The following is a 25,094-nucleotide window of genomic DNA, read 5'->3' on the forward strand; positions in this document are numbered from 1 at the left end:
GCGTATAATTCCGGGCTCACTTACCTCGTGAGCGGAAAACCGATGTCTGAAGCAATGTCTGTCAAATCTGAATCTCAACCCGTTTCTGAGCAGGAGCGCCTCCTCAAGGTGGAGCAGAATAAACTCCAGAAGCGCTTGCGCCGAGAGGTCGGGCAGGCCATTGCTGAGTACTCGATGATTGAGGCAGGCGACAAGGTTATGTGTTGCTTGTCTGGCGGCAAAGACTCTTACGCGATGCTGGATATATTGCTCAATCTACAAAAGAGCGCTCCGGTCCGCTTCGAGATCATTGCCGTGAATCTCGACCAAAAGCAGCCAGGCTTTCCGGAAGACGTGCTCCCGTCCTATCTGGATGCGCTCGGGGTCGAGTACCACATCATTGAGAAAGACACCTATAGCATTGTTAAGGAAAAAATCCCTGAAGGGAAGACCACTTGCGGTCTGTGTTCTCGCTTGCGTCGCGGAATTCTGTATAACTTTGCAGAAGAGCACGGGGTGACCAAAATAGCGCTTGGTCACCACCGGGACGATATGCTGGAAACCTTGTTTCTGAACATGTTCTACGGTGGCAAGTTAAAATCTATGCCGCCGGTTCTGCATAGCGATGATGGCCGCAACACCGTGATCAGACCGCTGGCTTTTAGCCGGGAAAAAGACATTGCCCGATACGCGGAACTTCGGGGATACCCCATCATTCCCTGTAATTTGTGTGGTTCTCAGGAAAACCTGCAGCGGCAGGTGATCAAAGACATGTTCCAGACATGGGATCAGCAGCATCCCGGCCGCTTGGAAACCATGTTCCGTGCGATGTGTAATGTTGAGCCCTCTCACCTGGCTGACCCGAATCTCTATGACTTCAAGGACGGCAAACGCCTTGGAGGTAAGCGCCAGGCTGTTGTGCAGAACGCTGAGCCCGAGCAAGACTTTGGTCGTCTGGATGTGCTGAATCTCTAGTCGTCAGAGGGGCAATATGGCGTGAATGGGCAGTGTCCACAATCCGAACAGGATCAGCAGGATGCCGCTGATTTTGCGCACGCCTTGGTGGCTTTTGATGCCGCGTATCCATTGCGCGGCATATCCGGTTGCCAGCATTGAGGGTAGAGTGCCCAAACCAAAAAAGAACATGGTTAAAGCAGCGCTGGATACGGTGGGCTGAAGAGCTGCCCAGCCGAGTGTGCTGTACACCAAGCCGCAAGGCAGCCAGCCCCATAATGAACCCAGAGCCAATGCCTGCCCGGCGTTATTGACCGGAAGAAAGCGTTTGGTGAGCGGTGACAGCATACGCCAAACCGGTGCGCCCGCTCGTTCGATATAGCGAATTCCTTGCCACCATTGCCCCATTGATAGCCCCATGAAGATCAGCAGTACGCCGGCGAACGCCATGAGTAGTTGCCCTGCCCAGGCCCATTGCCCTGCGGCTTGGGTGCTGAGCAAGGCTATGCCGGCTGCAATCAGGGAATAACTTCCGATTCGGCCAAAGTTGAATGCCAATAGGAGCAGTGTCTGGCGAAGCCGGAAACCGCGGCCCACAGGTAGGGCCATTGAGAGCGAGGCGCTTATGCCTCCGCACATGCCAAGGCAGTGAGTGCTGCCGAGCAGCCCAATGACAAAGGCGCTCGAATAACTAAGATAGAGTTCTGGCTGCATGAATGTGGTTAGTCAGAGCGCTCGGAGCTTTTCCCCGAATCGCTTTTGCTTTGACGGTCTTTGGCGGAGCGTTCTGAAGGAGGGCGAGCTTCCGTGGGGATCATGTCTTTATCGTCGTCGTGCAGGATCCTGTGTGCAGGCCCGTCCAGGTCATCATACTGGCCGCTTTTGACCGCCCAGGAAAATAAAACGATGCCAAGCGCTACCAGCATCAACATCAGGGGAATCAGAAGCATGACAATGTTCATTGTTAACTCCTAAGTGTCGCGTCGGGCCCTGCTCAGGCGCAAAGCATTGAGGACAACGATCAGTGAACTGAGAGACATGCCAATCGCGGCAAGCCAGGGTGGCACAAGGCCCGCAGCAGCCAGCGGCAATGCAGACACGTTGTAGCCGAACGCCCAGATCATGTTTTGGCGTATGATGTGGCGAGTCTTCTGGCTTGTATGAATGGCCTCAACGAGCTGATAAAGCTGGCCGTTTAACAACACCGCATCGGCTTTTAGCTGGGTTAGATCAGCGGCGGTGCCCATGGCGACGGAAATACCGGCGCCGGCCATTGAAGGCAAATCATTCAAACCGTCGCCTACCATCATAACACGGTGGCCTTCCTGGCTCAGCTTATCCAGCACCTCGAGTTTGTGCTCTGGTGAGGCTTCACCGATGGCACGTGAAATTCCGAGTTCCGAAGCAACCTGTTGGACATGACCGGATCGGTCACCACTGAGAAGCACGGTTTCGATACCCATGCTTTGCAATGTGCGGATTGCCTTGGCGGCATCGTCACGAATTCTGTCATCTAGCTGGAAGCGGGCCAACCAGTGTGAGGCTGTCGCTAGCCAAATTTCCATGCCTCCGGCATTAGCTGCGTCAGGTTCGGACGCGCGTGTGTGGCTGGCAACGAACGCTTTGTGACCGATATAGACCGCCTCGCCCTCATAGTCTCCGGAAAGGCCTCCGCCCAGATGGTTGGTGACGTTGGTCACCGGAAGCGAAGGCATACTATGAAACACTTTAGCAATAGGGTGCTCGGACTGCTTTTCCAGCCCCGCGGCTATTCTCAGGCAGGTACCTTCATCAACCGGGCCGAACGCGGTGTGGTCGGTGAGCGTGAGTTCACCACGGGTGAGGGTGCCGGTTTTATCGAACACGACCGTATCAATCGCATTCATCGATTCCAATGTGTGGCCGCGGGTCGGCAGAAATCCGAGTTTTCGCAACCGGACCGTGGCTGAGGTAATGGCGGTGGGGGTGGCCAGTGACAGTGCACAGGGGCAGGTGGCCACCAGCACCGACAGGGTGATATCAAAGGCGTTATCCGCGCCGGCCAGCCACCAGCCAATCCAGACTACCGGTGCGAGTATAAGTACTCGGCCAACAAACTTTCCGGCAATCCGGTCTGCCATTCTGGCGACAGGGGGTTTTTCCGATTGGACCCGGTCCAGCACCCGGAGAATTCCTGACAGGCGCGTCTGTGCGCCGGCGCGAGTGACCTGAATATCTAGCGGGTTCTCGCCGTTGATGGTTCCGGCATGAACCGTATCGCCAGGCGAGCGGGTTTCTGGCAAATATTCACCGGTCAGTGCCGCTTCATTGAGGGTGGACTGACCGGAAAGGATAACGCCGTCAGCTGGTAGTGTTTCCCCGGGCCGAACCCGAATCACGTCGTCAGGCTGAATTTGGTGGGCAGGAACAATCTCCGCTTCACCGTCAGTGACAAGTGCGGCGACCGCCGGCTGAAAGCCGGCCAGCGCGTTGCCACTCAGGCCGGCCCGATAGCGCGCCTGCACCTCGATGTAGCGACCCAGCAGCAAGAAAAACGCGAACATGCACACCGACTCAAAGTAGACTTCCTGACCGCCGAATACCGTTACCCACGCGCTGGCGGCGTAGGCCAGGCCGATGGCGATTGCGACCGGCACATCCATGGTCAGATGTCGCGAGGCGAGGTCTCGCCGGGCATTGCGGAAAAAAGGCCGGGCGCTGTAGAACACAACCGGTGTTGCTACGAGAAAGCCGAACCATCTGAACATATTGATAAATTCAGGTGACAGCTCGCTGATAATTTCGAAATACAGCGGGAACGCCAGCATCATGCTTTGCATGGTGGCGATACCGGCGACCGCTAGCCGGATAAGCATGGAACGGTTTTCCGCCTTTAGAGCTTGCTCAGCCGAATCTGCCTGGTATGGGCGGGCGGTATAGCCCAGCTCGTAGATAGCGATCAGCAGATCGCTCAATCGGGTTTGTTCGGGAGACCACACCAATCTTGCTCGTTGGGTGGTGTGGTTCACGGTAAAACTCTGAACACCGGCTTGGTGCTTCATGTGATTTTCAAGCAACCAGATACACGCTGCGCAGGTGATTTCGCCGATCAGCAATTGTGCTTCCTGTCCGGCTTTAACGGGCGCAACGAACGATTGCTGAACCAGCGGGTGGTCCAGCTCACGCAGACGCAGGAGTTCGGATTCGCTGAGCTCTCTTGGGGTGGTGGCCGGTTCGGTGCGGATGTCGTAGAAGTTTGTCAGGCCCTCTTGGTGGATGGTCTGACATACCGCTTTACAGCCCTGACAACAAAAATGCCGCTCTTGATCGTCGAGCTTCAGGGTAATCGCCGGATTACCCTCGGCAAGCTCGCCACAATGGAAGCAACTGGTGGGGGTCACTCTTGAACGTTAGCCTTTGCTTGAATGGTAATAGGGTGTTCGGCGGGTAACCAGAGTTCCCCTTTAACCCGCCAATCGTTGTCGGGACCCTGAAGGTCGAAATACCAACGGCCATCCAGATTTTCCAATATGCGGCCGGAATATTCGCCGTCTGCCAAGCGGTTGAACTGAATCACCCGATCTTTATCTTCAAGGGTAGGGTGGTACAGATTAAGGACAAGATATGGAAAATCTGCCGGACCATCTTTTGTGTCCAGTGTAAGCACGGCTTTGCGGTTAGCCAGCTGTAGTTTCCCTGATACCTGCATTTCAGAGGCTTTCTGATCCCGGGCAATGGCCATGTTGATGCCACGGCCTTCCTTCGAGTAATCGTCTGTGACCATCGCAGTGTCCAGATTCACGGAAACCACGAGCATGGTCAGCCCGAAAGTGATAGACGCCAAAGGAAAAATGGTCAGAAACCAGAACCAGGGTTGGCGATACCATGGGGCGACGGGGGTGTTGTCAGTCATAATCTTGGTCGTCTCAAATTAATTTAAGTGTAGCGCGCCGTTATTAACGAGGTCTTGGACCCACAAATCGGCTTTCGGTTTCAAGTTGCAGCGATGGATCGGTTTTTGACTCTGCCCGGAAGCTGATGGTGTTGTTGGTTTGCTCAATCGATTCCGGAACCACATCAACAACGGTGGGCAGCGACAGGTTTTCACCGCTTTTAATCTTTACGCTGGTCTGGGTGAGAATACGGATCCCTTCCATGCCATCGACCGACAGCTCAAACGTTTGTGGGATCTCTGTCATATTCTGTAGTTTCAACGTGAACGAGTTTTCGACACGACCTTCGCCATTAAATTTAAAGAGAGCGCCGCGATCCCGGATGACCTCAAGTTTGGCGGGCACGCGAGTGGCGATAATGTACCCAACCGCACCAATCATGACGGCCAGCAAAAGCCCGTAGCCAAAGGTGCGGGGGCGAAGCAGTTTAGAGGTTTTTCCTTCGAGTTCGTTTTCCGTGGTGTAACGGATCAGGCCTTTCGGATAATCCATTTTCTCCATGATCTCGTCGCAGGCATCAATGCACAGAGCGCAGCCAATACATTCGTATTGAAGGCCGTCTCGGATATCGATACCGGTAGGGCAGACCTGTACACACTGCTCGCAGTCGATGCAGTCGCCCAGCCCCACCTCTTCGGGATCAACGCCTTTTTTGCGTTTGCCCCGAGGCTCTCCCCGGTTCGGGTCGTAAGATACGATGCGAGTGTTTTCATCGAACATGACCGACTGGAATCGGGCGTAAGGGCACATGTACAAACAGACCTGCTCTCGCATCCAGCCGGCGTTCAGGTAAGTTGCGACAGTGAAAAACGCAACCCAGAAATACGCCCAGCCGTTTGCTTGCAGTGTAATCATGTCCACGATCAGCTCGCGGATGGGGTAGAAATAACCAATGAAGGTGATGCCGGTGGCCAATGCGACGATCAGCCAAAGCGTATGCTTGATGGTTTTCTTGGTGATCTTCTCGGCCGAGTTGGGGCTCTTATCGAGCTTGATCCGCTTGTTGCGGTTGCCTTCAACTTTTTCTTCAATCCACATGAAGATAAAAGTCCAGACGGTTTGCGGGCAGGTATAGCCACACCAGACGCGTCCGAACAAGGTAGTGATGAAAAACAAGCCAAATGCCGAGATGATCAGCATGGCCGATAGCAAAAAGAAATCCTTCGGGTAGAAGGTGGTTCCGTACAGATGGAATTCCCGGGCCGGGAGATCGAAGTGGATCAGCGGCTGACCGTCCAGCGTCAACCAGGCAAAAACAAAGTACATGCCCATGAGGGCCACAAGGCTGACGTTCCGGATTCTCTGGAATAGTCCTTTAACTTCTTTGACGTAGATCTTTTCTCGACTTTCGTAAAGGTCGTAGGTTCCGGAGTTTTTGTTGTTGTCGGAAGGGCTAGGGTCTACCTGCTTTACAGGAATCTGCTTGCTCATGGATACCTCCCGGTAAATAAACGTGCTGGGAGCGGGCCTCGGAGGGTCTGCGGATCTTTTCAAGCCTGTACCCGCAGGGCAGATACAGGGTTGAAAAGACCAAGCCGGGGATTAGTCACCCCCGGCCGGGTTTGATTCAGTTGGACAAGCTGTAAACGTATGCTGCCAGGATATGAATCTGGTCATCAGTCAGACGGCCTTCCTGTGCAGGCATCTGGTTCTGGCGACCGTTGACAACGGTCTCTTTGATCCACTCGTAGGTGGAGCCGTAGAGCCAAATGTTGTCGGTCAGGTTAGGTGCGCCAACCGCCTGCATGCCGGTACCATCCGCACCGTGACATGCGGTACAGGCTTGCGCGAACACAGCGGCACCGGCTTCTGCGGCTTCAGCATCCTTCTCACGGCCACTGAAGCTCAGAACGTAATTAACCACCTGGTCAACCTGTTCATTGGTCATGTTCGGCATGACGCCCTTGGGAGTCATGTTGCCCTGGCGACCTTTCGCAATCGAGTGCAGGATTTGCTCGGGCTCACCGCCCCACAGCCAGTCGTCATCGGTCAGGTTCGGGAAACCAACCTGTCCGCGAGCTGCCGTTCCGTGACATACGGAGCAGTTGTTCGCAAACAGGCGCTGACCGATTTTCATGGCGTCTTCGTTCTGAGCGAGTTCGGGAATGGGTGTTTCGCCAAACTGCGCATAGATCGGGCCATACTTCTCTTCAGCTTCCTGTACTTCAGCTTCCCATTGGTTGGTGGAAGTCCAACCCAGTAGACCCTCGTAGTTGCCCAGTCCCGGATAGAGTGCCAGGTAGCCCAGGGCGAACACACAGGTGCCAAGGTACAGATAGAACCACCACTTGGGCAGCGGGTTGTCATATTCTTCGATGCCATCGTAAGAGTGGCCAGTAGTGTTTTCGGTTTCGGTGTCGTTTGTCTGCCCTTTGCGGGTGGCCAACAGCAGCCAAGCACAGCCGAATATGGTACCGAGCACGATCACGATGACCCAGACGCTCCAAAAGGTACTCATTGTTTTTTCTCCGTTTTTTCCTGTTCGAGCGTACGCTTATCCACTTCGTCATCATCGAAGGGCAGGTGTGCCGCCTCTTCATTGGCCTTCTTGCGGTGGGCGCTGTACGCCCACCAGATGATGCCGAAGAAAGCTGCCATTACCAATAGAGAGTGAATTCCGCGTAACTCATTGATATCCATGGGATCACCGTTTCTCTGAAAGCACGGTGCCTAACTGCTGCAGGTACGCGACCAATGCTTCGATTTCAAATTTACCCTTCAGCTCATCGGCTGCGCTGGCAATTTGCTCGTCGGTATAGGGAACGCCAAGAGTCTGCAGGGTTTTCATGCGTGCTTCGATAGAACCGTGGTCTGCACGATTCTCGAACAGCCATGGAAACGCGGGCATGTTGGACTCGGGTACCACGCTGCGAGGGTCAAACAGGTGCTGGCGCTGCCAGGCATCTGAGTAACGGCCGCCAACGCGGGCCAGATCAGGCCCTGTGCGCTTGGAACCCCACAGGAACGGACGATCGTATACGAATTCGCCCGCAACGGAGTAGTGACCATAGCGCTCGGTTTCCGCACGGAAAGGACGGATCTGCTGGGTATGGCACACGTGGCAGCCTTCGCGGATGTAGATGTCCCGGCCTTCCAGTTCCAGCGCAGACAGAGGCTCAAGGCCTTCAATGGGCTGGTTCACTTCTTTGTGGAAGAACAGGGGAACAACTTCAGCCAGGAAGCCACCGCTGATTGTGAGAATAATCAGCACAATCATCAGGCCAAGGTTTTTCTCGATAGTTTCGTGATTCATCTGATCAATCTCCCCTTAGGCCGCCTGAGTTGCTGCATTGCTTTCAGCAGCCGCTTCTTTCTGACGCACGGTCATGTAAACGTTGTACGCCATGATCAGCATACCGGTCAGGAAGGTGGCTCCGCCGATGAAGCGAACCAGGTAGCCCGGGTAAGAAGCTTCCAGAGCCTCTACAAAGCTGTATGTCAGCGTGCCGTCTTCGTTAACCGCGCGCCACATCAGGCCTTGCATGATGCCGTTAACCCACATAGCGGCGATGTACAGGACAGTGCCGACAGTGGCCAGCCAGAAGTGAACGTTGATCAGCGCGGTGCTGTACATTGCCTTCACACCCCAGAGTTTCGGGATCAGGTGGTAGATCGAACCGATACTGATCATGGCAACCCAGCCGAGTGCGCCGGAGTGGACGTGGCCGATGGTCCAGTCGGTGTTGTGGGACAAAGCGTTTACGGTCTTGATAGCCATCATCGGGCCTTCAAAGGTAGACATACCGTAGAAGGACAGAGACACCACCAGGAAGCGCAGAATCGGGTCAGTACGCAATTTGTGCCATGCGCCTGACAGAGTCATCATACCGTTGATCATGCCGCCCCAAGAAGGCGCCAGAAGAATCAGGGACATAACCATGCCGGCAGTCTGAGCCCAGTCCGGCAGTGCAGAGTAGTGCAGGTGGTGGCCACCAGCCCATACGTAGGTAGCGATCAACGCCCAGAAGTGGACGATGGACAGACGGTAGGAGTAGACAGGGCGATCAGCCTGCTTGGGAACGAAGTAGTACATCATTCCGAGGAAACCGGCGGTCAGGTAGAAACCTACGGCGTTGTGGCCGTACCACCACTGCATCATCGCGTCTGTGACGCCAGCATAGGCAGAGTAGGATTTGAACGCGGTTGCAGGTAGCGCCATGTTATTGAAAATATGCAGCATGGCAACGGTCAGGATGAAGCCGCCGTAGAACCAGTTAGCTACGTAGATGTGAGGCGTGCTGCGCTTGGTGATCGTGCCAAAAAATACCAGTGCGTAGGTCACCCAAACAATGGTGATGGCGATGTCGATCGGCCATTCGAGTTCAGCGTACTCTTTGGTAGATGTCAGCCCCATCGGCAAGGTGATGACGGCTGCAATCAGAATGGCCTGCCAACCCCAGAAGGTAAACGCGGCCAAGCCATCAGAAATCAAGCGTGCCTGACAGGTTCGCTGAACAACATAGTAAGATGTTGCGAACAGGGCACTACCACCAAAACCGAAAATAACGGCGTTGGTGTGCAGCGGCCGCAGACGGCCGAAATGCGTGAAGGGAAGATCGAGGTTGAGAGTTGGCCAAACCAGCTGTGCTGCAATCAACACACCCAGAGACATGCCAACGATACCCCACACTACTGTCATGATGGCGAACTGTCTCACCACCGTGTAGTTGTATGTCAGGTTTGCGTTTACTGTGCTCATAGCCTTACCAATGGGTTCAGGATGGGGAAATTATGCGGTCGCAAGTATGGAGAAACCATGACCCCTTTGCAATGACTCAAGTCAACTACTGACATTCGTCAAATTTGCCATAATCGGCAGCGTTGCCAGTGGGTTGGCGTAGATTCCTGTTTCTTAAAAGGGTCTTGCGGGTTTTTCTCAAGGCGCTAATGATACCGCCAGATAAGTTGAAGGTGAATGTTGTGGTCCGATTTACCAGTAAAAGCTATGCGAACGGGGCAAAAACCGTCTTGATTCTTGCTCATGGAGCGGGAGCGCCGGCCGATTCGCCCTTTATGGAACAATTAGCCGAAGCATTGGAGTGGCAGGAGATTGCCTGTGTTCGGTTTGAGTTTCCTTATATGCAAAAACGTCGGGAAGATGGAAAGAAGCGGCCTCCTGACAGAGCGCCTGTGTTGCTGGAGGCGTTTAGGAAACAGATTCGGCAGGTTCGTGCCGAGGTGGGGCCCGATTGTCGGGTGGTGATTGGCGGTAAATCGATGGGCGGACGGATGGCCTCCGTGGTGGCCAGCGAAGACAATGTCGATGCTGTCGTTTGTTTTGGTTACCCCTTCCATCCACCGGGAAAGCTTGATCGATGGCGTCTTGATCATCTTCCGGCTGTAACCTGTCCACTCCTGGTGGTGCAGGGAACGCGAGATCCTTTCGGGAAGCCTGAAGAGCTAATTGCGCAGGGCGAGATAGACGGTATAACACAACTTTGTTGGCTCGACGGCGGCAACCACGATTTCGCGACCTTGAAAAAGCATCCGGCTGACCAGTCTGATCTGATTCGCCAAGCGGCTGAGCTGACCCGACAGTTTTTGACTGATCACGGCGTGATGTGAGGCGCGGTTTCCGCGAATGTGAGGGTGTCCCGGCCCCGGTGTTTTGACGCATAAAGCGCTTCATCCGCGCTTTGAAACAAGGCTTGGGCATTCTTGTGGCCGGCCAGCTCTGCGAGCCCTGCGCTCAGGGTGATGGTAATCTGGCTGCCATCTGGTGCGCGAACAGGTGTGTTGCGCATGGTTTTCAGAATGTCGTTGCACAGGCGGGCCGCCCCCTCAATGTCTGTGTCAGGCAGCAGAAGCGCAAACTCTTCACCACCAAACCGTACGGCAACGTCACGGGGGCGTTTCACGTGATCGGTCAGAATTCCGGCAATCATTCGCAAGCAGGCGTCGCCGAAATCGTGCCCCCAGGTATCATTGACTCGTTTGAAGTGGTCGGCATCTAGTAAGGCCAGGGTTAATGGTTTGCCTGTCCGCTGTGCCTCAAGGCACAGTTCGGGCAGCAAATTATCCATGTGCCTTCTATTATGTAATCCGGTAAGCGCGTCGTTTAGACTAAGGGCTTCCAGCTTGCGATTTGCCTGTTCAAGCCGGTACATGGCGGTACGCAACTGGTAGGTTCGTTCGTGAACTTTTACTTCGAGTTCGTTGCGGGCCTGATGCTCGATACCGAGTAGTTTTTCATTTAACAGGCGCCAGCGTTGAACCAATGCGTAGTTCAGGAGCACGACTTGCGCGCCGACCACGGCCTGCATCATCACTTCTCTGGCCTGATAATCGCCCATATAGCCGAATGCAGCTGCTGCATATATTAGGCTGCCGGCGACCATGACCATCCATGCGGCGAGGTACCAGAACGCAGGCTGGTAACCGCCACGCCAGCGAATGGTTGCAATTATGGACAGGAGCAGGATCACCGCCAAAAGGAAAATGGTGTTGATCTGTATGGATGTTGAATAGGGTATAACGCAAGTCAGAGCCAGCAAGCCTGCTGCACACCATGCCAACACGCGCAGTGATTTTCCTGATCGGGTACGCCGGGGAACTTCTAGAAACGACCATCCAAACAGAATCATGGCCAACGCAATGACGCCAAGCAGGAACGGGATGGACAGGTTCGCCATATAAAAGTTGTCGGGCCAGAAATATTGATTCGCAAAACCGCCCATGGCGAACAGAAACATCGCCATTGAAGCAGTGTAAAAAGCGTTGAGGAAATAGTAGCGGGTGCCGGAGCTGGCATATAACAGAAGGTTGAAGACCGCGAGTATGACCAGGGCCCCATAAAACAGGCCGTGGATCAAAGTAAGGTGGTTGCTTTGTTCAATGGCTTCGTCTGGCGTCATCAGGCTCAAAGGCACATTGAGAGCGCCGCTGCTGTGCACGCGTATGTAGAGGGTGGTCGTTTCGTTTTCTGCCAGCGTGATGGGTAGCAGGTAATACCGGTAATCGATGCCGCGGCTTTCGAACGGGAAATGGTCCCCTGTTTTCAGAGGGGAAGGCGTAGTTGCCCCGCTGTGGGGGCCTGGCTTTTGCCAGAAGGTGATTTCGTCGAGCGGCGGGTAGTTCAGCATCAGGTACCAGCGGCTTTGGGAGTCGCCGGGATTGTTGAGCCTGAGCTTTATCCAATAGATTGCTTTGGTATGGCTGAAAACCAGATCATTACCTGCTGAAGAGCGCCACTCTAGGGATTGAGGAAGTTGCTGCGGCGATAACGCAGAATGTGCGGGCTCGCCGGGGTTAGTAACCGCATAGCACAGATAATGATTGATCGATTGACGGGCATGTTTATCGTCAACAGCCAGAGTCGGGCATTGGGTCTGAGCGAGGACGTTTGAGACCAGAAATAGATTCGCCAGAACGAGGAGAGTTATGAAACTCCGAAACCGTGTGCCGAGCATCGTAGGCATTATCTGTTTAAAATGAGGCGCAATTATAGCGAGAGTCATGACGCATTGGTGTTAAGCAGGTTGAATTTCATGCTTGTCGATGTGCCAGAAATTCGGCGTAAAACGAGTACATAGGTCATTAATGCAACAGATTATGTTGATATGCCGGCCAGGCTTTGAGGCAGAGGCCGGTCAGGAGTTGATGGATCAGGCCGCCGAGAAGGGTATTTATGGTTACTTCCAGCCCGAACGGAATTCCGGGCAGGTCCGCTTCACGATCGCTGGTGGCGAAACCGGCCGGGATATGATGGACCGGGTTCCTTTACAGGGGTTGGTGTTCACCCGCGATTGGTTCGCACTGATCGGTGAGTGCGAACTGCCGGTTACGGATAGGGTAGGGGCAATCATTGAATTTCTGAAGGACTGTGAATGGTCGGGCGAGCACTGTGCTCGCGTTGACGTGCGGTTGCCCGAGAATAACGACGATAAGGATCTGGGCAACTTTGCGCGTAAATGGGTTGCGCCCTTGTCGAGAGGGCTTCGCGACGCGGGCTTGTTAAAGCGGGATGCGAAGGCGTCGTCCAAAGCTCGCCTCGAAGTGCTACTCGGTGATTTTGAAACGGCAGTCGTCGGCTTTAGCCTGGAAGACAATCGTTCTCCTTTCCCTGACGGTATCCTTCGTTTGCGCTTGCCTGCCTCCGCGCCGAGCCGTTCCGCATTAAAGCTGGAAGAAGCCTGGAAGGTGTTTTTGCCCAAGGCCCGCTGGCTGGATTATCTCGGCGGTGGTAAAAAAGCGGTTGATCTCGGGGCCGCTCCGGGTGGTTGGACCTGGCAGTTGGTGCAGCAGGGGATGCTGGTCTCGGCGGTTGATAACGGGCCGATGAACCCCGAATTGATGGCTAGTGGTCACGTTGAGCACGTGGTAGCCGATGGTTACAACTGGCAGCCGAAGCGTGCCGTAGACTGGATGGTGTGTGACATCATCGATAAACCCCAGCGCACAGCCCGGTTGGCGGTCGATTGGTTGGCAGGCCGGCTTTGCCGTTACACCGTGTTCAATCTCAAGCTACCGATGAAAAAACGGTATGAGGAGTGGCTTGTGTGCCGGGACATCATCGTTCGCGGGTTAGAGGATGCGGGCCTCAACTGCACGTTCAAGGCCCGCCATTTGTATCATGATCGCGAAGAGATCACTTGCTTTATTGAACGGCTCGAATAGAGTTCTCAGGGCATGGGGCTTTGGTGCAAGACAGTAATGTGCTCATCCTGATCCATCATGGGCACCAACTCTGCCATCAGATCTTTGCGTTCTTCCGAGCTGTACCAACGGTCCCAGTCAAGTTCGGAGCGCCAGTTGGCCAGAGTAATGCGGTGGTTAGGGTCTTTGCTGTCTACCAGAGTTTCGCCTGAGATAAAGCCGGGAGCACTGACCGCGTGTTGAAGCACCTTTCGGGCGCGATCTTCGTAAGCAGCTTCAAGCGTCTCGGCAATGTGGCGTTCAATCAAAACCCGAATCATGTAAGTCTCCCGTTTTTTCGTTGCTATAAACAATAATTTAGCACCGAATTCTTAAAATCACGAGAACTAGAGGAAGTCACCTTTGGCGGATCAGAATTTTCACGCGGAATTGGATACACGAGGCTTGTTTTGTCCTGAACCGGTAATGATGTTGCACACGCGCATCACCGACGTTGAGGTTGGCCAAGTATTGAAAGTCATTGCCACCGACCCCTCCACCACTCGGGATATACCGCGCTTTTGCCAGTTTTTGGGCCACGAGTTGATCGAACATGAAGAACAGGGCGGGGAGTTTGTTTACCTGATCAAGCGGTGCGAGGCTTGACCAGGCAATGATGACTAACTTTACGAGGCCGAGGATAGATTGCTCAGGTGGGTGAGGAATTGCTGCTTGTTCATTTCACCCAGAACCCGCGCCTCGGAGAATTCCTGGCCAGTGCTGTCGAAAAACAGAATGGACGGCGGCCCGAACAGGCCAAGTTCGTCAAGAAACGCTTGTTGGGCCGGTGTGTTGTCCGTCATGTCGATTTGGAGCAACGTGAATGGTTGCAACGCCTGAATCACATCAGGCTGGTTAAACACGTTGCGCTCCATCACTTTGCATGAGATGCACCAGTCTGCGTAGAAATCCAGCATGACGGGTTGGCCAGACGCGCTGGCCTGAGCCATCAGCGAGCGGATCTGTTCTGGGTCTTCTATCCGTTCAAAGTCAGCATGAGCTTGTGCTGTGCCTTGCGGAATTCCTGCCGTGGCTGTGAACGGCGCTAACGGGCGAAGCGGGTCTGTGGCGCCGCTGACAGCTCCGGCCAACAAGGCCAAGCCGTAGGAAAACATCACCAAACCGATGCCTTTGCGGGTTCGCCCCCAACCGGGTTTTGCTGCATCAAATGCACCTAATTGAACCGCGGTAACAGTGATGAGCAGGCCCCACAAAGTCAAGCCTGTCCAGGCGGGAATCAATCGTTCGACCAACCAGATTGCAACCGCCAATAACATCACGCCGTAAAAGTGTTTCACGGTCGTCATCCAGCGCCCGGAGCTTGGTAGCAGCTTGCGACCACCTACGGCGACCAGAATTAGCGGCACGCCCATGCCCAACCCGAGCGCCAGCAGGGCGACTCCGCCAATAAAGGCGTCCTGGGTGGTGGAAATGTACAGTAAGCTTCCCGCCAGCGGTGCGGAGACACAGGGTGAAACAATCAGGGCAGACAGTGCGCCGATTCCGAATATGCCCAGCACCCGGCCGCCGGTTAGTCGCTGGCTGGCATCGTTGAGTGGTTCACGGATGAAGCGAGGCAGCTGAATCTCGAACAGGTCAAACATGGACAGTGCGAACACGATAAATAAGGCAGCAAAAATCCCCAGTACCCAGGGAGACTGCAGTTGGGCCTGAAGATTAAAGCTGGCGCCGAGTAATCCGGTGATCACTCCCGCGGCGGCATAGGTGATCGCCATGCCTAAAACGTAACTGCCGGACAACAATAGCGCGTGTGCGGTGGTCCGGGTGTTTTGGCCGGACACCATGCTGGAAATGATCGGCACCATCGGGAGCACGCAAGGAGTAAAGGTCAGCCCCAGACCAAGCAGGAAAAACAGACCCGCGACCATCCAGATGGATTGGCTGGACAGAAATCCGGCAAGCCCACTGGCGCTGCTGGTGTCTGCCGTTGTGACTGGCGGCACAGTGTTGGTAGATGAAGGAGCTGTGGCGGAAGCTTGAGAGTCGCCGGAGCCCGGGTAATAAAGAATCTCGTGGTTTTGTGGCGGGTAACACAAGCCTGCTTCAGCGCAGCCCTGAAACGATACCCGTAGATCCGCTTCGGCAACGCCATCGGGAAGGGTTATCGGATAACGAACCTCGACCGGGTCGAAAAACACCGTCATCTCACCGAAGAATTCGTCGTTCGTGAGTGTGCCGGGCGATGAAAATTCCGGTTCACCCACTTTCACTCCGGCGCTGAGCGGGGTTACGGTGATTCGGCTTTTATACAGGTAGTGTTCCGGGGCTATGTCCCACGACAATACAAGGTGGCCCGCGTCAGAGGTGTAATTGAAGGGAAGTGCTTGCTCTACCGGCAGGAAATCATTGCTTGCGGTGTTAAAAAACGAGTTGCCGGCTGCCTGTGCGACAGGGGTAACAAGCAGACTGAATAGGGTGAAAACGGCAACAGCAGTCAGCACCTTGAGTGGCATAAAGTGCCAAATTCGTGGGGACACTGTCATGGCTATTTGAATATCCTGTGTCGTCAGTGCGTGTAGTGGTTAAGTCGGGGGCATTGACCGAGTGGGCTGTCAGAAGTTCCCGCTGGCATTGGCTGCTTTAAAGTCGCACAATAGCGAACCAATGAATCACAATCCAGACGATCTTATCATGCTGTTTAATGACCTGTTCCGGGAGAAACACCGGACCATACTGGTCAAGGGCAGTGACGAACCGGAATACCTGCCAGCCAGCGACCCCGACGGGCTCGCCAGGGTGGTTTTTGCCCATGGCTTTTTTGCCAGCGCCCTGCACGAAATTGCGCATTGGTGCCTGGCCGGTGAGTACCGCCGCACACTGCACGATTACGGCTATTGGTATTGCCCCGATGGGCGCACCCCCGAACAGCAACAAGCGTTCGAGAGCGTAGAAATAAAGCCCCAGGCGGTGGAGTGGCTGTTTTCTCTGGCTGCCGGATCACGTTTCCATATCAGCGTGGATAATCTGGCGGGTGATGGGGCGGCTGACGAGCGCACCTTTCGCGCTAATGTGCTTAAGCAGGCGAGTCATTATCTCGAACATGGCCTTCCTGCACGGGCGCAAGCTTTCTTCGAAACACTCCGGGATTTTTACAAGACTTCAGCCCGTTTTGCCGAGTACTGGAACCTGGATCGGGTTCGCATCGCGCCAACGGGCGTGGAAAATGATTAAACAAGGACTTCTGAAACTTTATGACGATTGAGACAAAAGACACCAGTAAATTGCGTTTCAGCGATTTAAACCTGGACCAGAAACTTCTCGATGCCATCAGCAAAATTGGCTTCGAATACTGCACACCGATACAGGCGGAAACATTGCCATGGACCTTGGCGTGTGAAGATCTGATCGGCCAGGCTCAAACCGGCACCGGTAAAACGGCCGCGTTTTTGATTACCGCCATTCAGACGCTGCTTGAAACACCCGTCAAAGCGTCGGACCGGTTTGCCTCTGAACCACGGGTTCTGGCATTGGCACCAACTCGTGAGCTGGCCATGCAAATTGCCAAAGATGCCGAGCACCTTTGCAAATACACCGGTCACAATGTAGTCACCGTAGTGGGTGGCATGAATTACGATAAACAGCGTGAGCAACTGCAAAATGAATTCGTTGATATTCTGGTTGCAACGCCGGGCCGTCTGATCGATTTTCTGGGCTCACAGGATGTGTTTCTGGATCAGCTGGATATCCTGATTCTGGACGAGGCCGATCGAATGCTGGATATGGGCTTTATTCCGGATGTTAAGCGAATTATTCGCAAGTGTACGCCCAAAGAAGAGCGTCAAACCTTATTGTTCAGCGCCACCTTCAATCAGGACGTACTGAACCTGGCGTCGATGTGGACCCAAAACGCCGAATTTGTCGAGATCGAGCCTGAGCAAAAAACCGCCGAGCGGGTTGAACAGACCGTTTACCTGATTTCCGATGACGAAAAACTTCCGGTGTTGGTGAACTATCTCAAGCGTCCTGAAGTGGAAAAGGCCATTGTCTTTGCAAACCGTCGTGATCAATGCCGGGACCTGGAAGAAGATCTGAAAAATCAAGGCGTGAAAGTGTCGCTGATGTCCGGTGAGATTGCCCAGAACAAACGCTTGAAAACGCTGGACCAATTCAAGAAAGGTGACATTCAGGTGCTGGTTGCCACCGATGTGGCGGGCCGGGGCATTCACGTAAACGGCGTGACCCACGTATTCAACTATAACCTGCCGGAAAACGCGGAAGATTACGTGCACCGCATCGGGCGAACAGGCCGCGCAGGGCAGACCGGTGTTTCCATCAGCTTTGCCGGAGAGGACGATGCTTATGCGTTGCCGTCGATCGAAACCTACATCAGCCAGAAGCTGAAAACCGCCGTGCCTGAAGAGGATCTTCTGGTGGCGATGGAAAACCCTCCAATCACCCGCAAACGGGGCGGGCGGCGGCCCCAAGGTAACCGCGCTGGTGGCGGCGGGCGCAATACCGGCGGACGCGGCCCGCAGCGGCCCCGTCGCAACTGATTGGCTTGAAGGAGCTGATATATGTTGATCGTTGCTGATGAGAATATACCGTTATTGGAGTCGTTTTTCGGCGATATTGGCGAGATTCGCCGGGTAAAGGGCCGGGGGCTGACACGAAACGAAGTCCAGGACGCGGATATTTTGCTGGTTCGCTCGGTGACCCGGGTGAATCGGGACTTACTCGAAGGTACGCGTGTGCGCTTTGTCGGTACGGCAACGATCGGTACCGATCACGTGGATGTTGACTGGCTCACGGAACAAGGTATCGGGTTTTCGGCGGCGCCGGGTTGCAACGCAGGAAGTGTGGCCGAGTATGTTCTGGCGGTGATCTCGTTGTTTGCTGATCAGCGGGACCTGTGTGATTGGTCAACTCTGAGTGTGGGGGTTGTTGGCGCGGGAAACGTTGGTAGCGAGCTGGCCAGAATATTAGAGCGCCTCGATTTCGACGTGAAGCTGTGCGATCCGCCCCGCCAGGATGCGGAGCCAGAGAACGCCGATGAGTTTGTCAGCCTGGCAGAAACGCTGGCCTGTGATGTGGTGACCTTTCACACCCCGTTGACTCGTGCCGGCGATTACCCGACGCATCATATGATCTCCGATCAACAGCTTGCCGAGCTGACCTCGGATCAGTTACTTATCAACGCCGGCCGAGGTGAAGTTATTGATGGGGCGGCTTTGGCGCGCAGGCTTGCGCAGCCTGATGCCCCGGTTGTTGCACTGGATGTTTGGGAGAACGAGCCTGCCATCGACCCTGATCTGGTCGATAACGTGTGGCTGGCGACGCCGCACATCGCGGGTTACAGCCTGGAAGGGAAGGTGCAGGGCACCGAAATGGTGTATCAGGCTTTGTGTCGTTTTCTGGGCTTGCCTGTACGGAAGAAAGCGGGCCAGTTTTTGCCTGAGCCAGCCTTGAGTAATATGTCGTTTACCCGCAATGCCGTTGAAGATGAAGCGCTGCGCCTTGCGCTGGGCGCTTGTTACGACCCTAGGAAAGACGACCTTCGGTTGCGCCGTGTGATGAAAGAAGAGGGTGAAAAGCGTGCCGAAGCCTTTGATCGCTTGCGCCGCGATTACCCGGTGCGCCGAGAGTGTTCCAGCCTGAAGATTCATCTGAAAGGAAGCAGCAAGTCTCTGCAGGACCGTTTCCGGGCACTGGGGTTTAAACTCAAGATCTGATTAGGTTTCTCATCTGAAACAAGAAGGGGCGCTAAAGCGCCCCTTCTTGTTTCAGGATACTTGGAAATGCTTAAAGCGATGCTTTTTGCAGCGCTGCAATCCGGTCTTCCAATGGCGGGTGGGTCATGAACAGAGCGGCCAGGCCTGAGCGGGAGCCCCGGTTGATGCCGAAGGCCTGCAGCGTGTCCGGCATTTGATCCGGCACTTCACTTTCCTGTTTCAAGCGCGCTAACGCGTTGATCATGGCGCCGCGACCAGCCAGTTGGGCACCGGCGATGTCGGCACGAAATTCCCGACGGCGAGAGAACCAGAACACGATGGTGCTAGCCAGAATCCCCAGTACGATCTCGGCCACAAAGCTGACGATGAAAAAACCGATGCCGTGACCATCCTCGTTTTTAAACACCACGCGATCTACGAACGAACCAATCACGCGGGATGCGAAAATAACGAAGGTGTTCACCACGCCTTGGATCAAAGACAGTGTGACCATGTCGCCGTTCGCTACGTGGCCGATCTCATGCCCCAATACGGCACGAATCTCATCCTGGTTGAAGCGGTGAAGCAGGCCTTCACTGACCGCGACCAGTGCATCGTTCTTGTTCCAGCCGGTGGCAAACGCGTTCGATTGGGAGGCCGGAAAAATGGCGACTTCCGGCATGCCGATGCCAGCCCTCTGCGCGAGATCTGCGACAGTCTCCAACAACCAGCGTTCTGCAGGAGTACGTGGGGATTCTATAACCCTGGCTTTGGTACTCCACTTTGCCATCGGCTTGGAGATCAGCAGGGAGACAAACGATCCGGCAAATCCGAACACGGCGGCGAAAATAAGCAGAGAGCTGTAGTTAATGCCCTGATGAGCAAGATAGCTGTCTACCCCAAGCAGTCGCAGGGTAAAGCTCGCAACCAGAATAACGGCCAGGTTCGTGGCCAGAAACAACAAAATGCGCATAGAATTTCCTTGTTTAAGATTACGCCAAACGTCGTTTTCTATCTGACCGATATATGTGGGCAGGGTTCACTTCTTCAAGAGGTTGACGACGATTTAATGAACCGATTGGAGTTCAGGGTCTAGGAAGAAAGTTGATTGCACGATCAGGCTTATCTGGCTGGAGCTGCCGCTTTTCAGTGCAGTGCGCAGAAGATGTATGTAGGTTGATCTATCCCGTTCTACAGAGCTTGGCAGTCCGGATTGATCCGTATTCGGGGCGAGCTTTTCACTCAAGACCTGCGGTGCCGGGGCACTCAGCCGGGTGAACGCACTTCGGGATAAAACCGCTTGATCGAGCGCCTCCTGGCGGATGGTGTCCACGTAGCGCAGAAACCCTTCCTCGCACAGCCAGAGCAGGGCGCCGAAGCATGCCATGTGTCGTTGGCTATGCAACCCGAAATCGTCTGGATCGTCAGGCCCGGCTATGTCTTCGACGAACAAACTGATACGCCGCGGAAAGGCGGCGTACAGTTGAACCAAGGCAATGGCGACGTCCTTGTAAAACTCTTCTACGTGAATGTCGGCCATGTGTTGCTCCGGTTACTGGCGGTAGTGTTCCAGGAAGTTGCCCAGCCGGCCCATAGCATCGGCCAATGCTTCTTTGCGCGGCAGGAAGACAACGCGTAGATGCTGCTGGTCGTCAATGTTAAACGCCGAGCCTTGCACCAGAAGAATTTTTTCCTGCAACAGTAAATCGAGCACGAGTTTCTCGTCGTTTCGAATCGGGAAATGCTTGGGGTCCAGCTTAGGGAACAGGTAGAGCGCGCCCTGAGGCTTCACACAGCTGACGCCGGGAATGTCATTCAGCATGCGCCATGCGGTATCCCGCTGCTCGTAAAGGCGCCCTCCCGGAGCGACCAGATCGTTGATGGACTGGTAGCCGCCCAAAGCGGTTTGAATCCCGAGCTGCGCCGGCACGTTGGCACACAGGCGCATATTGGACAGCATTTCGATGCCTTCAATCAGGTCTTTGGCCCGGTGTTTGGCACCGCTGATAATCATCCAGCCCGCCCGATAGCCGGCGGCCCGGTAGTTTTTCGACAAACCGTTGTACGTGAAGAACAGCACGTCTTCCGCCAGCGAGGCGGTGGAGGTGTGTACGGTTCCGTCGTAGAGAATCTTGTCGTAGATCTCATCGGAGAGCACGATCAGATTGTGCTTTCTGGCCAGCTCGATGACCTGATGCAGCAACTCGACTGAGTACACCGCGCCTGTGGGGTTGTTCGGGTTGATCAGCACAATCGCTTTGGTGCGCGGCGTAATCTTCTTTTTGATGTCTTCGATATCCGGAAACCAGTTTTGCTGTTCGTCGCAGCGATAATGCACCGGTTTGCCGCTTGATAGCGTTACGGCAGCGGTCCAGAGCGGGTAGTCCGGGGCAGGGATAAGCACTTCATCGCCGGTATTGAGCAGGGCCTGCATCGACATAACGATCAGTTCGCTGACACCGTTGCCCAGATAGATGTCATCAATATCGACTTTGGCGATGCCGCGTTGCTGGCAGTAATGCATCACCGCTTTGCGGGCCGAAAAGAGCCCTTTGGATTCCACATAACCCTGAGCTTGCGGCATGTTGTAGATGACGTCTTGCTGGATTTCTTCAGGTACGTCCAGCTCGAATGTCGCGGGGTTTCCGATGTTGAGCTTCAGTACGCGATGCCCTTCTTCTTCCAGCCTGCGCGCCTCTCTCAGCACCACACCCCGGATTTCGTAACACACATTGTCGAGTTTGGCGGATTTGGAGAAGTTATGCATGGCGTGCAGAGATCCTTAGCTAACGGTCTGGAAGAGTTATACGAGATAACACAAGCCCACTATTCTAGCGGAGTGAGGGGCAGGGCGAACAGGGGCAAATGTGTTCAATTGTGGCGAATTCTGTTGAGTTTGCGAGCGAATGTTGAAGTGGATGCTGGGTGGCGCGATAAAGCTGCATGTCTTGCCTGGTTTTTTGCAATTAAATTGTGCACAATCTAATTTTGACAATTTAACGACAAAGAGGCGAAAGAGATGGCGAACGAATCTATATACGATTTCAGTGCCAAGGATGCGAAAGGTAATGATGTTGCGATGGCAGACTACAAAGGCAAGGTGCTGCTGATCGTCAACACCGCATCGAAGTGTGGTTTTACGCCGCAGTTTGAAGGGCTTCAGGAGCTGCACAGCGAACTGGGCGCCAAAGGTTTTGAAGTGTTGGGTTTCCCTTGCAACCAGTTTATGAACCAGGACCCGGGTAGCAACGAGTCCATCACTGAGTTCTGCTCTTTGAACTACGGGGTGGATTTCCCGATGTTTGCGAAAATTGACGTGAACGGCGACGGGGCTCACCCGCTATACCGCTTCCTGAAAAAAGAAGCGAAAGGTTTGATGGGGAGCGAAAAAGTGAAGTGGAATTTCACCAAATTTCTGATCAATAAAGAAGGTCAGGTGGTGCGCCGCTACGCGCCGACGGTCAAACCTGCGGACATTCGGAATGACATCGAAAAGTTGCTCTGAAATCCCGGGGGGCGACCAGCTGCTGGCGCTGGACAACCAGCTGTGTTTTGCGCTTTACGCGGCCAATAGGGCGGTTACCGCACGCTACCGCCCTCTGTTGCAAGAGCTCGGCCTGACTTACCCGCAATATCTGGTGATGTTGGTACTGTGGCAGCAAGACCAAGAGGGGTGGGCACCTAAAGTGTCGGAGCTCGGGCAGCGTTTGCGGCTGGATTCCGGTACCTTGACACCTCTGCTGAAAAGGCTGGAAGAGCGTTCTTTGGTCAAGCGCACGCGCGGGCCGGAAGACGAGCGGGTGGTCAGGGTGGCGTTGACACCCGACGGGCGCCTGTTACGCACGAAGGCCGTGGCTGTGCCGCAGCGCCTTATGTGCGGTCTTGATGTTGATCCGCGGCGCGTAGCCTCGCTGCGGAGTGAGCTCAGGGATCTTCTGGAGATTCTGGAGCGGGCGGAGCCCAGCGCACAATAGCCGCCTTTAGCTCGTCGCGGTTATAGGGTTTGGTGATGTAGTCGTTCATGCCGGAGTCAAAGCACTCTTCTTTGTCGCCTTGCATCACGTTTGCGGTTACTGCGATCACAGGAATGTTCTTCCAGTGCGGATTGCGCCGTATCTCCCGTGTGGCTGCATAGCCATCCATTACCGGCATCTGGCAGTCCATCAACACCAGATCGTAGCTCTCCTGTTTGAGGGCTTCGATGGCGAGTGCTCCGTTTTCCGCCGTATCGACCTTGTGTCCCAGCCGTCTCAGGATTGCGCTCGCGACCAACTGGTTTACATGGTTATCTTCCACCAGAAGAATCTTCAACAACTGAGTTGAAGCTGACGGTAGTTCCTCGTCAGGCGTGCTGTCCTGCATAGGCTCGTTGTGGACGGGTAGGGGCAGTGTCACCGTAAAGTGCGTGCCTTTTCCGGGCGTGGAATCCACTTTGATCCGGCCGTTCATGCGATCAACCAACTGCCGGCAGAGTGTCAGGCCCAGTCCGGTGCCTCCGTAAAGACGGGTGGTATCGGAATCGGCTTGTGAAAAAGGAGAAAAGATCTTATTCAGGCCTTCCTGTGACATGCCGATGCCGGTATCGATGACCTCGATACGAAGGTGCCCTGAGGAGTAGCTGGCGCGAACCTTGACCTTACCCTGATCGGTAAATTTGATGGCATTACTGAGCAGGTTATTAAGTACCTGGCGGGTTCGGGTCGGATCGCCCAAGAAGCAATCAGGCAAATCCCCGTCGATCTGGTTGACCAAGGCGATGCGCTTGCTGCGGGCCTGTTGCGCGTGCAGGGCTGTGCACTCGTTGATTAGCTCTCGGGCTGAAAACGGTATGATTTCAAGGCTCAGCTTTCCGGCTTCGACTTTTGATATATCGAGGATGTCATTGAGGAGTTCGAGCAGGTTCTGGCCTGCTTTTGACGCGATTTCTATACGACTTTTCTGGCGTGGGTCGCTTTCGTCTTCGACCGCCAACCCAAGCATACCCAGCATGCCGTTCAGCGGTGTTCGTATCTCATGGCTCATACTGGCCAGAAAGTTAGCCCGTGCACGGGCTCGTCGTACTGCATCTTCTTTGGCTTTCACCAATGCCCGATTGCCGCGCTGAAGGGCGGTGTTTTTCTCGGATATCTCGCGAGTTCGCTCCTCGACTTCATTCTCCAGATGAGTCGAATAGTTCTTCATGGTGCGTTCTGCCGAACGGAGCCTTTCAACACTGACTTCCATGTTATGAAGGTGCTCGTTGATGATCCCGACCATCGCACCGATCTCGTCGTCCTCATGGTTCTCAGGGACAGGGAGCCGGACCTTCTCCAAAGGCCGGTTGTTTGCCTGCCCCAAGGCACGAATCAGCCCCATCATCGGGCGTGTCAGCACCAGGTAAAAAATAGCCAGAAGCGCCAGTGTTAACACCAGGCTTTTCAGCAAACCAATCAGCAGCGTGTTGCCCGCCCGTTTCAGAAACTGCAGGCCATAGTGATAAGTGTCGATGGTGAGCACCAGCCGGCCAAGGGATAAATCTCTGAGCTGGGGTACTTGCAGGGGTTCGGCGAACGTGCGGCTGTGCCCGAATAACGAATCACTGATCCATCGGTAGGGCGAACTGACGCTGGGTGTGCTCGACGCCGCCATGGTTTTATGGTCGCTATCGATAATCCGGGCATCGATGGTAGCCGGGTGCAGCAATAAGCCATCCAGAAGTTCTTCCGCAAGGCGGACATCTATATTGTAGGCAATCTGTGAAGCGGGGCTACGGCTGATTTCGAGCAGTGCGTGAACCTCCTGATCCATTGCGTCCCGGGCGGTAAAGTAGTCCAGGGTTATTTGAATCAGGTTTAACAGCAACCCCAACGCCATGGCTACCAGAACGGTATCACGGGTCAGTCGATACGAAAGCCGTTGTTTGAACCTGTTAAACACGGTGGCCGGG

25 protein-coding genes are annotated in these 25,094 nt (G+C 54.6%); 9 read left to right on the top strand and 16 right to left on the bottom strand.

Annotation, left to right across the window (positions count from 1 at the left end):
- The first annotated feature begins 42 nt into the window (after positions 1-42).
- Complete coding sequence (ttcA, locus tag JAO79_RS08540) at positions 43-954, top strand: tRNA 2-thiocytidine(32) synthetase TtcA (RefSeq protein ID WP_199006839.1); 912 nt, start codon at positions 43-45, stop codon at positions 952-954.
- 3 nt (positions 955-957) lie between these two features.
- Here the strand turns inward: ttcA and JAO79_RS08545 are convergent, their stop codons facing one another.
- The 9 genes from JAO79_RS08545 to ccoN all read right to left on the bottom strand — a co-directional run bounded on the left by JAO79_RS08545 (position 958) and on the right by ccoN (position 9,564).
- On the bottom strand, positions 958-1,647 hold the full coding sequence (locus JAO79_RS08545) for a sulfite exporter TauE/SafE family protein (protein WP_199006840.1): 690 nt from the start codon (positions 1,645-1,647) through the stop codon (positions 958-960).
- 8 nt (positions 1,648-1,655) lie between these two features.
- Positions 1,656-1,895, bottom strand: a complete 240-nt coding sequence (gene ccoS / locus JAO79_RS08550) for a cbb3-type cytochrome oxidase assembly protein CcoS (RefSeq protein WP_199006841.1) — start codon at positions 1,893-1,895, stop codon at positions 1,656-1,658.
- 9 nt (positions 1,896-1,904) lie between these two features.
- Positions 1,905-4,313: a heavy metal translocating P-type ATPase gene (locus JAO79_RS08555; protein WP_199006842.1), complete on the bottom strand. Its 2,409-nt coding sequence runs from the start codon at positions 4,311-4,313 to the stop codon at positions 1,905-1,907.
- On the bottom strand, positions 4,310-4,825 hold the full coding sequence (locus tag JAO79_RS08560) for a FixH family protein (protein WP_199006843.1): 516 nt from the start codon (positions 4,823-4,825) through the stop codon (positions 4,310-4,312). Before JAO79_RS08560 ends, JAO79_RS08555 begins: the two co-directional genes overlap by 4 nt.
- 43 nt (positions 4,826-4,868) lie before the next feature.
- Positions 4,869-6,296, bottom strand: coding sequence for a cytochrome c oxidase accessory protein CcoG (ccoG, locus tag JAO79_RS08565; RefSeq protein ID WP_199006844.1), 1,428 nt, complete (start codon positions 6,294-6,296; stop codon positions 4,869-4,871).
- Between the two features lie 136 nt (positions 6,297-6,432).
- Positions 6,433-7,323, bottom strand: coding sequence for a cytochrome-c oxidase, cbb3-type subunit III (gene ccoP / locus JAO79_RS08570; RefSeq protein ID WP_199006845.1), 891 nt, complete (start codon positions 7,321-7,323; stop codon positions 6,433-6,435).
- Positions 7,320-7,505: a cbb3-type cytochrome oxidase subunit 3 gene (locus JAO79_RS08575; protein WP_114333488.1), complete on the bottom strand. Its 186-nt coding sequence runs from the start codon at positions 7,503-7,505 to the stop codon at positions 7,320-7,322. Before JAO79_RS08575 ends, ccoP begins: the two co-directional genes overlap by 4 nt.
- A gap of 4 nt (positions 7,506-7,509) precedes the next feature.
- The gene (ccoO, locus tag JAO79_RS08580; protein WP_199006846.1) at positions 7,510-8,118 is read right to left on the bottom strand and encodes a cytochrome-c oxidase, cbb3-type subunit II; all 609 of its coding nucleotides are present in this window, start codon (positions 8,116-8,118) and stop codon (positions 7,510-7,512) included.
- Positions 8,119-8,133: 15 nt separating this feature from the next.
- Positions 8,134-9,564 carry a cytochrome-c oxidase, cbb3-type subunit I gene (ccoN, locus tag JAO79_RS08585; RefSeq protein ID WP_199006847.1) on the bottom strand — a complete coding sequence of 477 codons (1,431 nt, stop codon included), beginning with the start codon at positions 9,562-9,564 and terminating at the stop codon, positions 8,134-8,136.
- 221 nt (positions 9,565-9,785) lie between these two features.
- On the opposite strand from ccoN, the gene JAO79_RS08590 reads away from it, so the two are divergent.
- The gene (locus JAO79_RS08590; RefSeq protein ID WP_320158952.1) at positions 9,786-10,430 is read left to right on the top strand and encodes an alpha/beta family hydrolase; all 645 of its coding nucleotides are present in this window, start codon (positions 9,786-9,788) and stop codon (positions 10,428-10,430) included.
- On the opposite strand, the gene JAO79_RS08595 is transcribed toward JAO79_RS08590, so the two are convergent.
- Positions 10,415-12,274 carry a diguanylate cyclase gene (locus tag JAO79_RS08595; RefSeq protein WP_199006848.1) on the bottom strand — a complete coding sequence of 620 codons (1,860 nt, stop codon included), beginning with the start codon at positions 12,272-12,274 and terminating at the stop codon, positions 10,415-10,417. The genes JAO79_RS08590 and JAO79_RS08595 overlap by 16 nt on opposite strands.
- A 130-nt stretch (positions 12,275-12,404) precedes the next feature.
- Between JAO79_RS08595 and rlmM the strand changes: the two genes are divergently transcribed.
- Entirely contained in the window at positions 12,405-13,481 is a 1,077-nt protein-coding gene (gene rlmM, locus JAO79_RS08600; RefSeq protein ID WP_199006849.1) for a 23S rRNA (cytidine(2498)-2'-O)-methyltransferase RlmM, read from the top strand.
- Between the two features lie 5 nt (positions 13,482-13,486).
- On the opposite strand, the gene JAO79_RS08605 is transcribed toward rlmM, so the two are convergent.
- The gene (locus JAO79_RS08605; RefSeq protein WP_199006850.1) at positions 13,487-13,780 is read right to left on the bottom strand and encodes an antibiotic biosynthesis monooxygenase family protein; all 294 of its coding nucleotides are present in this window, start codon (positions 13,778-13,780) and stop codon (positions 13,487-13,489) included.
- Positions 13,781-13,862: 82 nt separating this feature from the next.
- Here JAO79_RS08605 and tusA point away from each other — a divergent pair, with 82 nt between their 5' ends.
- Complete coding sequence (tusA, locus tag JAO79_RS08610; RefSeq protein WP_199006851.1) at positions 13,863-14,105, top strand: sulfurtransferase TusA; 243 nt, start codon at positions 13,863-13,865, stop codon at positions 14,103-14,105.
- Positions 14,106-14,125: 20 nt separating this feature from the next.
- Here tusA and dsbD read toward each other — a convergent pair whose 3' ends face one another.
- Complete coding sequence (gene dsbD, locus JAO79_RS08615) at positions 14,126-16,003, bottom strand: protein-disulfide reductase DsbD (RefSeq protein ID WP_199006852.1); 1,878 nt, start codon at positions 16,001-16,003, stop codon at positions 14,126-14,128.
- A gap of 121 nt (positions 16,004-16,124) precedes the next feature.
- Here dsbD and JAO79_RS08620 point away from each other — a divergent pair, with 121 nt between their 5' ends.
- From JAO79_RS08620 to pdxB, 3 genes are read left to right on the top strand one after another with little or no spacing between them, the layout of a single operon-like run.
- Entirely contained in the window at positions 16,125-16,691 is a 567-nt protein-coding gene (locus tag JAO79_RS08620) for an elongation factor P hydroxylase (protein WP_199006853.1), read from the top strand.
- A gap of 20 nt (positions 16,692-16,711) precedes the next feature.
- Complete coding sequence (locus JAO79_RS08625) at positions 16,712-18,013, top strand: DEAD/DEAH box helicase (RefSeq protein WP_199006854.1); 1,302 nt, start codon at positions 16,712-16,714, stop codon at positions 18,011-18,013.
- A gap of 21 nt (positions 18,014-18,034) precedes the next feature.
- The gene (gene pdxB / locus JAO79_RS08630) at positions 18,035-19,189 is read left to right on the top strand and encodes a 4-phosphoerythronate dehydrogenase PdxB (RefSeq protein ID WP_199006855.1); all 1,155 of its coding nucleotides are present in this window, start codon (positions 18,035-18,037) and stop codon (positions 19,187-19,189) included.
- Between the two features lie 70 nt (positions 19,190-19,259).
- On the opposite strand, the gene htpX is transcribed toward pdxB, so the two are convergent.
- The 3 genes from htpX to JAO79_RS08645 form a co-directional block, all read right to left on the bottom strand.
- Positions 19,260-20,141 (bottom strand): protease HtpX, encoded by an 882-nt coding sequence (htpX, locus tag JAO79_RS08635; RefSeq protein WP_199006856.1) that lies wholly within the window; start codon positions 20,139-20,141, stop codon positions 19,260-19,262.
- A 93-nt stretch (positions 20,142-20,234) separates the two neighbouring features.
- The gene (locus JAO79_RS08640; RefSeq protein ID WP_199006857.1) at positions 20,235-20,708 is read right to left on the bottom strand and encodes a hypothetical protein; all 474 of its coding nucleotides are present in this window, start codon (positions 20,706-20,708) and stop codon (positions 20,235-20,237) included.
- A gap of 12 nt (positions 20,709-20,720) precedes the next feature.
- On the bottom strand, positions 20,721-21,935 hold the full coding sequence (locus JAO79_RS08645; RefSeq protein ID WP_199006858.1) for a pyridoxal phosphate-dependent aminotransferase: 1,215 nt from the start codon (positions 21,933-21,935) through the stop codon (positions 20,721-20,723).
- Between the two features lie 252 nt (positions 21,936-22,187).
- Here JAO79_RS08645 and JAO79_RS08650 point away from each other — a divergent pair, with 252 nt between their 5' ends.
- Together JAO79_RS08650 and JAO79_RS08655 are read left to right on the top strand one after the other, a co-directional pair.
- A complete protein-coding gene (locus JAO79_RS08650) occupies positions 22,188-22,673 on the top strand; it encodes a glutathione peroxidase (RefSeq protein ID WP_199006859.1) in 486 nt (161 codons plus the stop codon).
- Complete coding sequence (locus JAO79_RS08655) at positions 22,651-23,142, top strand: MarR family winged helix-turn-helix transcriptional regulator (protein WP_199006860.1); 492 nt, start codon at positions 22,651-22,653, stop codon at positions 23,140-23,142. The genes JAO79_RS08650 and JAO79_RS08655 overlap by 23 nt, the downstream gene beginning before the upstream one ends.
- On the opposite strand, the gene JAO79_RS16245 is transcribed toward JAO79_RS08655, so the two are convergent.
- The gene (locus tag JAO79_RS16245) at positions 23,093-25,084 is read right to left on the bottom strand and encodes an ATP-binding protein (RefSeq protein ID WP_199006861.1); all 1,992 of its coding nucleotides are present in this window, start codon (positions 25,082-25,084) and stop codon (positions 23,093-23,095) included. The two genes, JAO79_RS08655 and JAO79_RS16245, sit on opposite strands and share 50 nt — an antisense overlap.
- Positions 25,085-25,094 lie beyond the last annotated feature (10 nt).

The organism is Marinobacter litoralis (assembly GCF_016427555.1).
In the GTDB taxonomy this organism is placed as follows: Bacteria; Pseudomonadota; Gammaproteobacteria; order Pseudomonadales; family Oleiphilaceae; genus Marinobacter; species Marinobacter litoralis_A.

What these genes read in the sequence shown, in the direction of transcription:
- JAO79_RS08605 (WP_199006850.1), bottom strand. Translation starts at nt 13,780, where the DNA reads ATGATTCGGGTTTTGATTGAACGCCACATTGCCGAGACGCTTGAAGCT.
- ccoO (WP_199006846.1), bottom strand. Translation starts at nt 8,118, where the DNA reads ATGAATCACGAAACTATCGAGAAAAACCTTGGCCTGATGATTGTGCTG.
- JAO79_RS08650 (WP_199006859.1), top strand. Translation starts at nt 22,188, where the DNA reads ATGGCGAACGAATCTATATACGATTTCAGTGCCAAGGATGCGAAAGGT.
- ttcA (WP_199006839.1), top strand. Translation starts at nt 43, where the DNA reads ATGTCTGAAGCAATGTCTGTCAAATCTGAATCTCAACCCGTTTCTGAG.
- JAO79_RS08655 (WP_199006860.1), top strand. Translation starts at nt 22,651, where the DNA reads ATGACATCGAAAAGTTGCTCTGAAATCCCGGGGGGCGACCAGCTGCTG.
- JAO79_RS08640 (WP_199006857.1), bottom strand. Translation starts at nt 20,708, where the DNA reads ATGGCCGACATTCACGTAGAAGAGTTTTACAAGGACGTCGCCATTGCC.
- JAO79_RS08625 (WP_199006854.1), top strand. Translation starts at nt 16,712, where the DNA reads ATGACGATTGAGACAAAAGACACCAGTAAATTGCGTTTCAGCGATTTA.
- pdxB (WP_199006855.1), top strand. Translation starts at nt 18,035, where the DNA reads ATGTTGATCGTTGCTGATGAGAATATACCGTTATTGGAGTCGTTTTTC.
- dsbD (WP_199006852.1), bottom strand. Translation starts at nt 16,003, where the DNA reads ATGACAGTGTCCCCACGAATTTGGCACTTTATGCCACTCAAGGTGCTG.
- JAO79_RS08645 (WP_199006858.1), bottom strand. Translation starts at nt 21,935, where the DNA reads ATGCATAACTTCTCCAAATCCGCCAAACTCGACAATGTGTGTTACGAA.
- JAO79_RS08595 (WP_199006848.1), bottom strand. Translation starts at nt 12,274, where the DNA reads ATGCTCGGCACACGGTTTCGGAGTTTCATAACTCTCCTCGTTCTGGCG.
- JAO79_RS08575 (WP_114333488.1), bottom strand. Translation starts at nt 7,505, where the DNA reads ATGGATATCAATGAGTTACGCGGAATTCACTCTCTATTGGTAATGGCA.
- rlmM (WP_199006849.1), top strand. Translation starts at nt 12,405, where the DNA reads ATGCAACAGATTATGTTGATATGCCGGCCAGGCTTTGAGGCAGAGGCC.
- JAO79_RS08620 (WP_199006853.1), top strand. Translation starts at nt 16,125, where the DNA reads ATGAATCACAATCCAGACGATCTTATCATGCTGTTTAATGACCTGTTC.
- htpX (WP_199006856.1), bottom strand. Translation starts at nt 20,141, where the DNA reads ATGCGCATTTTGTTGTTTCTGGCCACGAACCTGGCCGTTATTCTGGTT.
- JAO79_RS08545 (WP_199006840.1), bottom strand. Translation starts at nt 1,647, where the DNA reads ATGCAGCCAGAACTCTATCTTAGTTATTCGAGCGCCTTTGTCATTGGG.
- JAO79_RS08560 (WP_199006843.1), bottom strand. Translation starts at nt 4,825, where the DNA reads ATGACTGACAACACCCCCGTCGCCCCATGGTATCGCCAACCCTGGTTC.
- ccoS (WP_199006841.1), bottom strand. Translation starts at nt 1,895, where the DNA reads ATGAACATTGTCATGCTTCTGATTCCCCTGATGTTGATGCTGGTAGCG.
- ccoN (WP_199006847.1), bottom strand. Translation starts at nt 9,564, where the DNA reads ATGAGCACAGTAAACGCAAACCTGACATACAACTACACGGTGGTGAGA.
- ccoP (WP_199006845.1), bottom strand. Translation starts at nt 7,323, where the DNA reads ATGAGTACCTTTTGGAGCGTCTGGGTCATCGTGATCGTGCTCGGTACC.
- ccoG (WP_199006844.1), bottom strand. Translation starts at nt 6,296, where the DNA reads ATGAGCAAGCAGATTCCTGTAAAGCAGGTAGACCCTAGCCCTTCCGAC.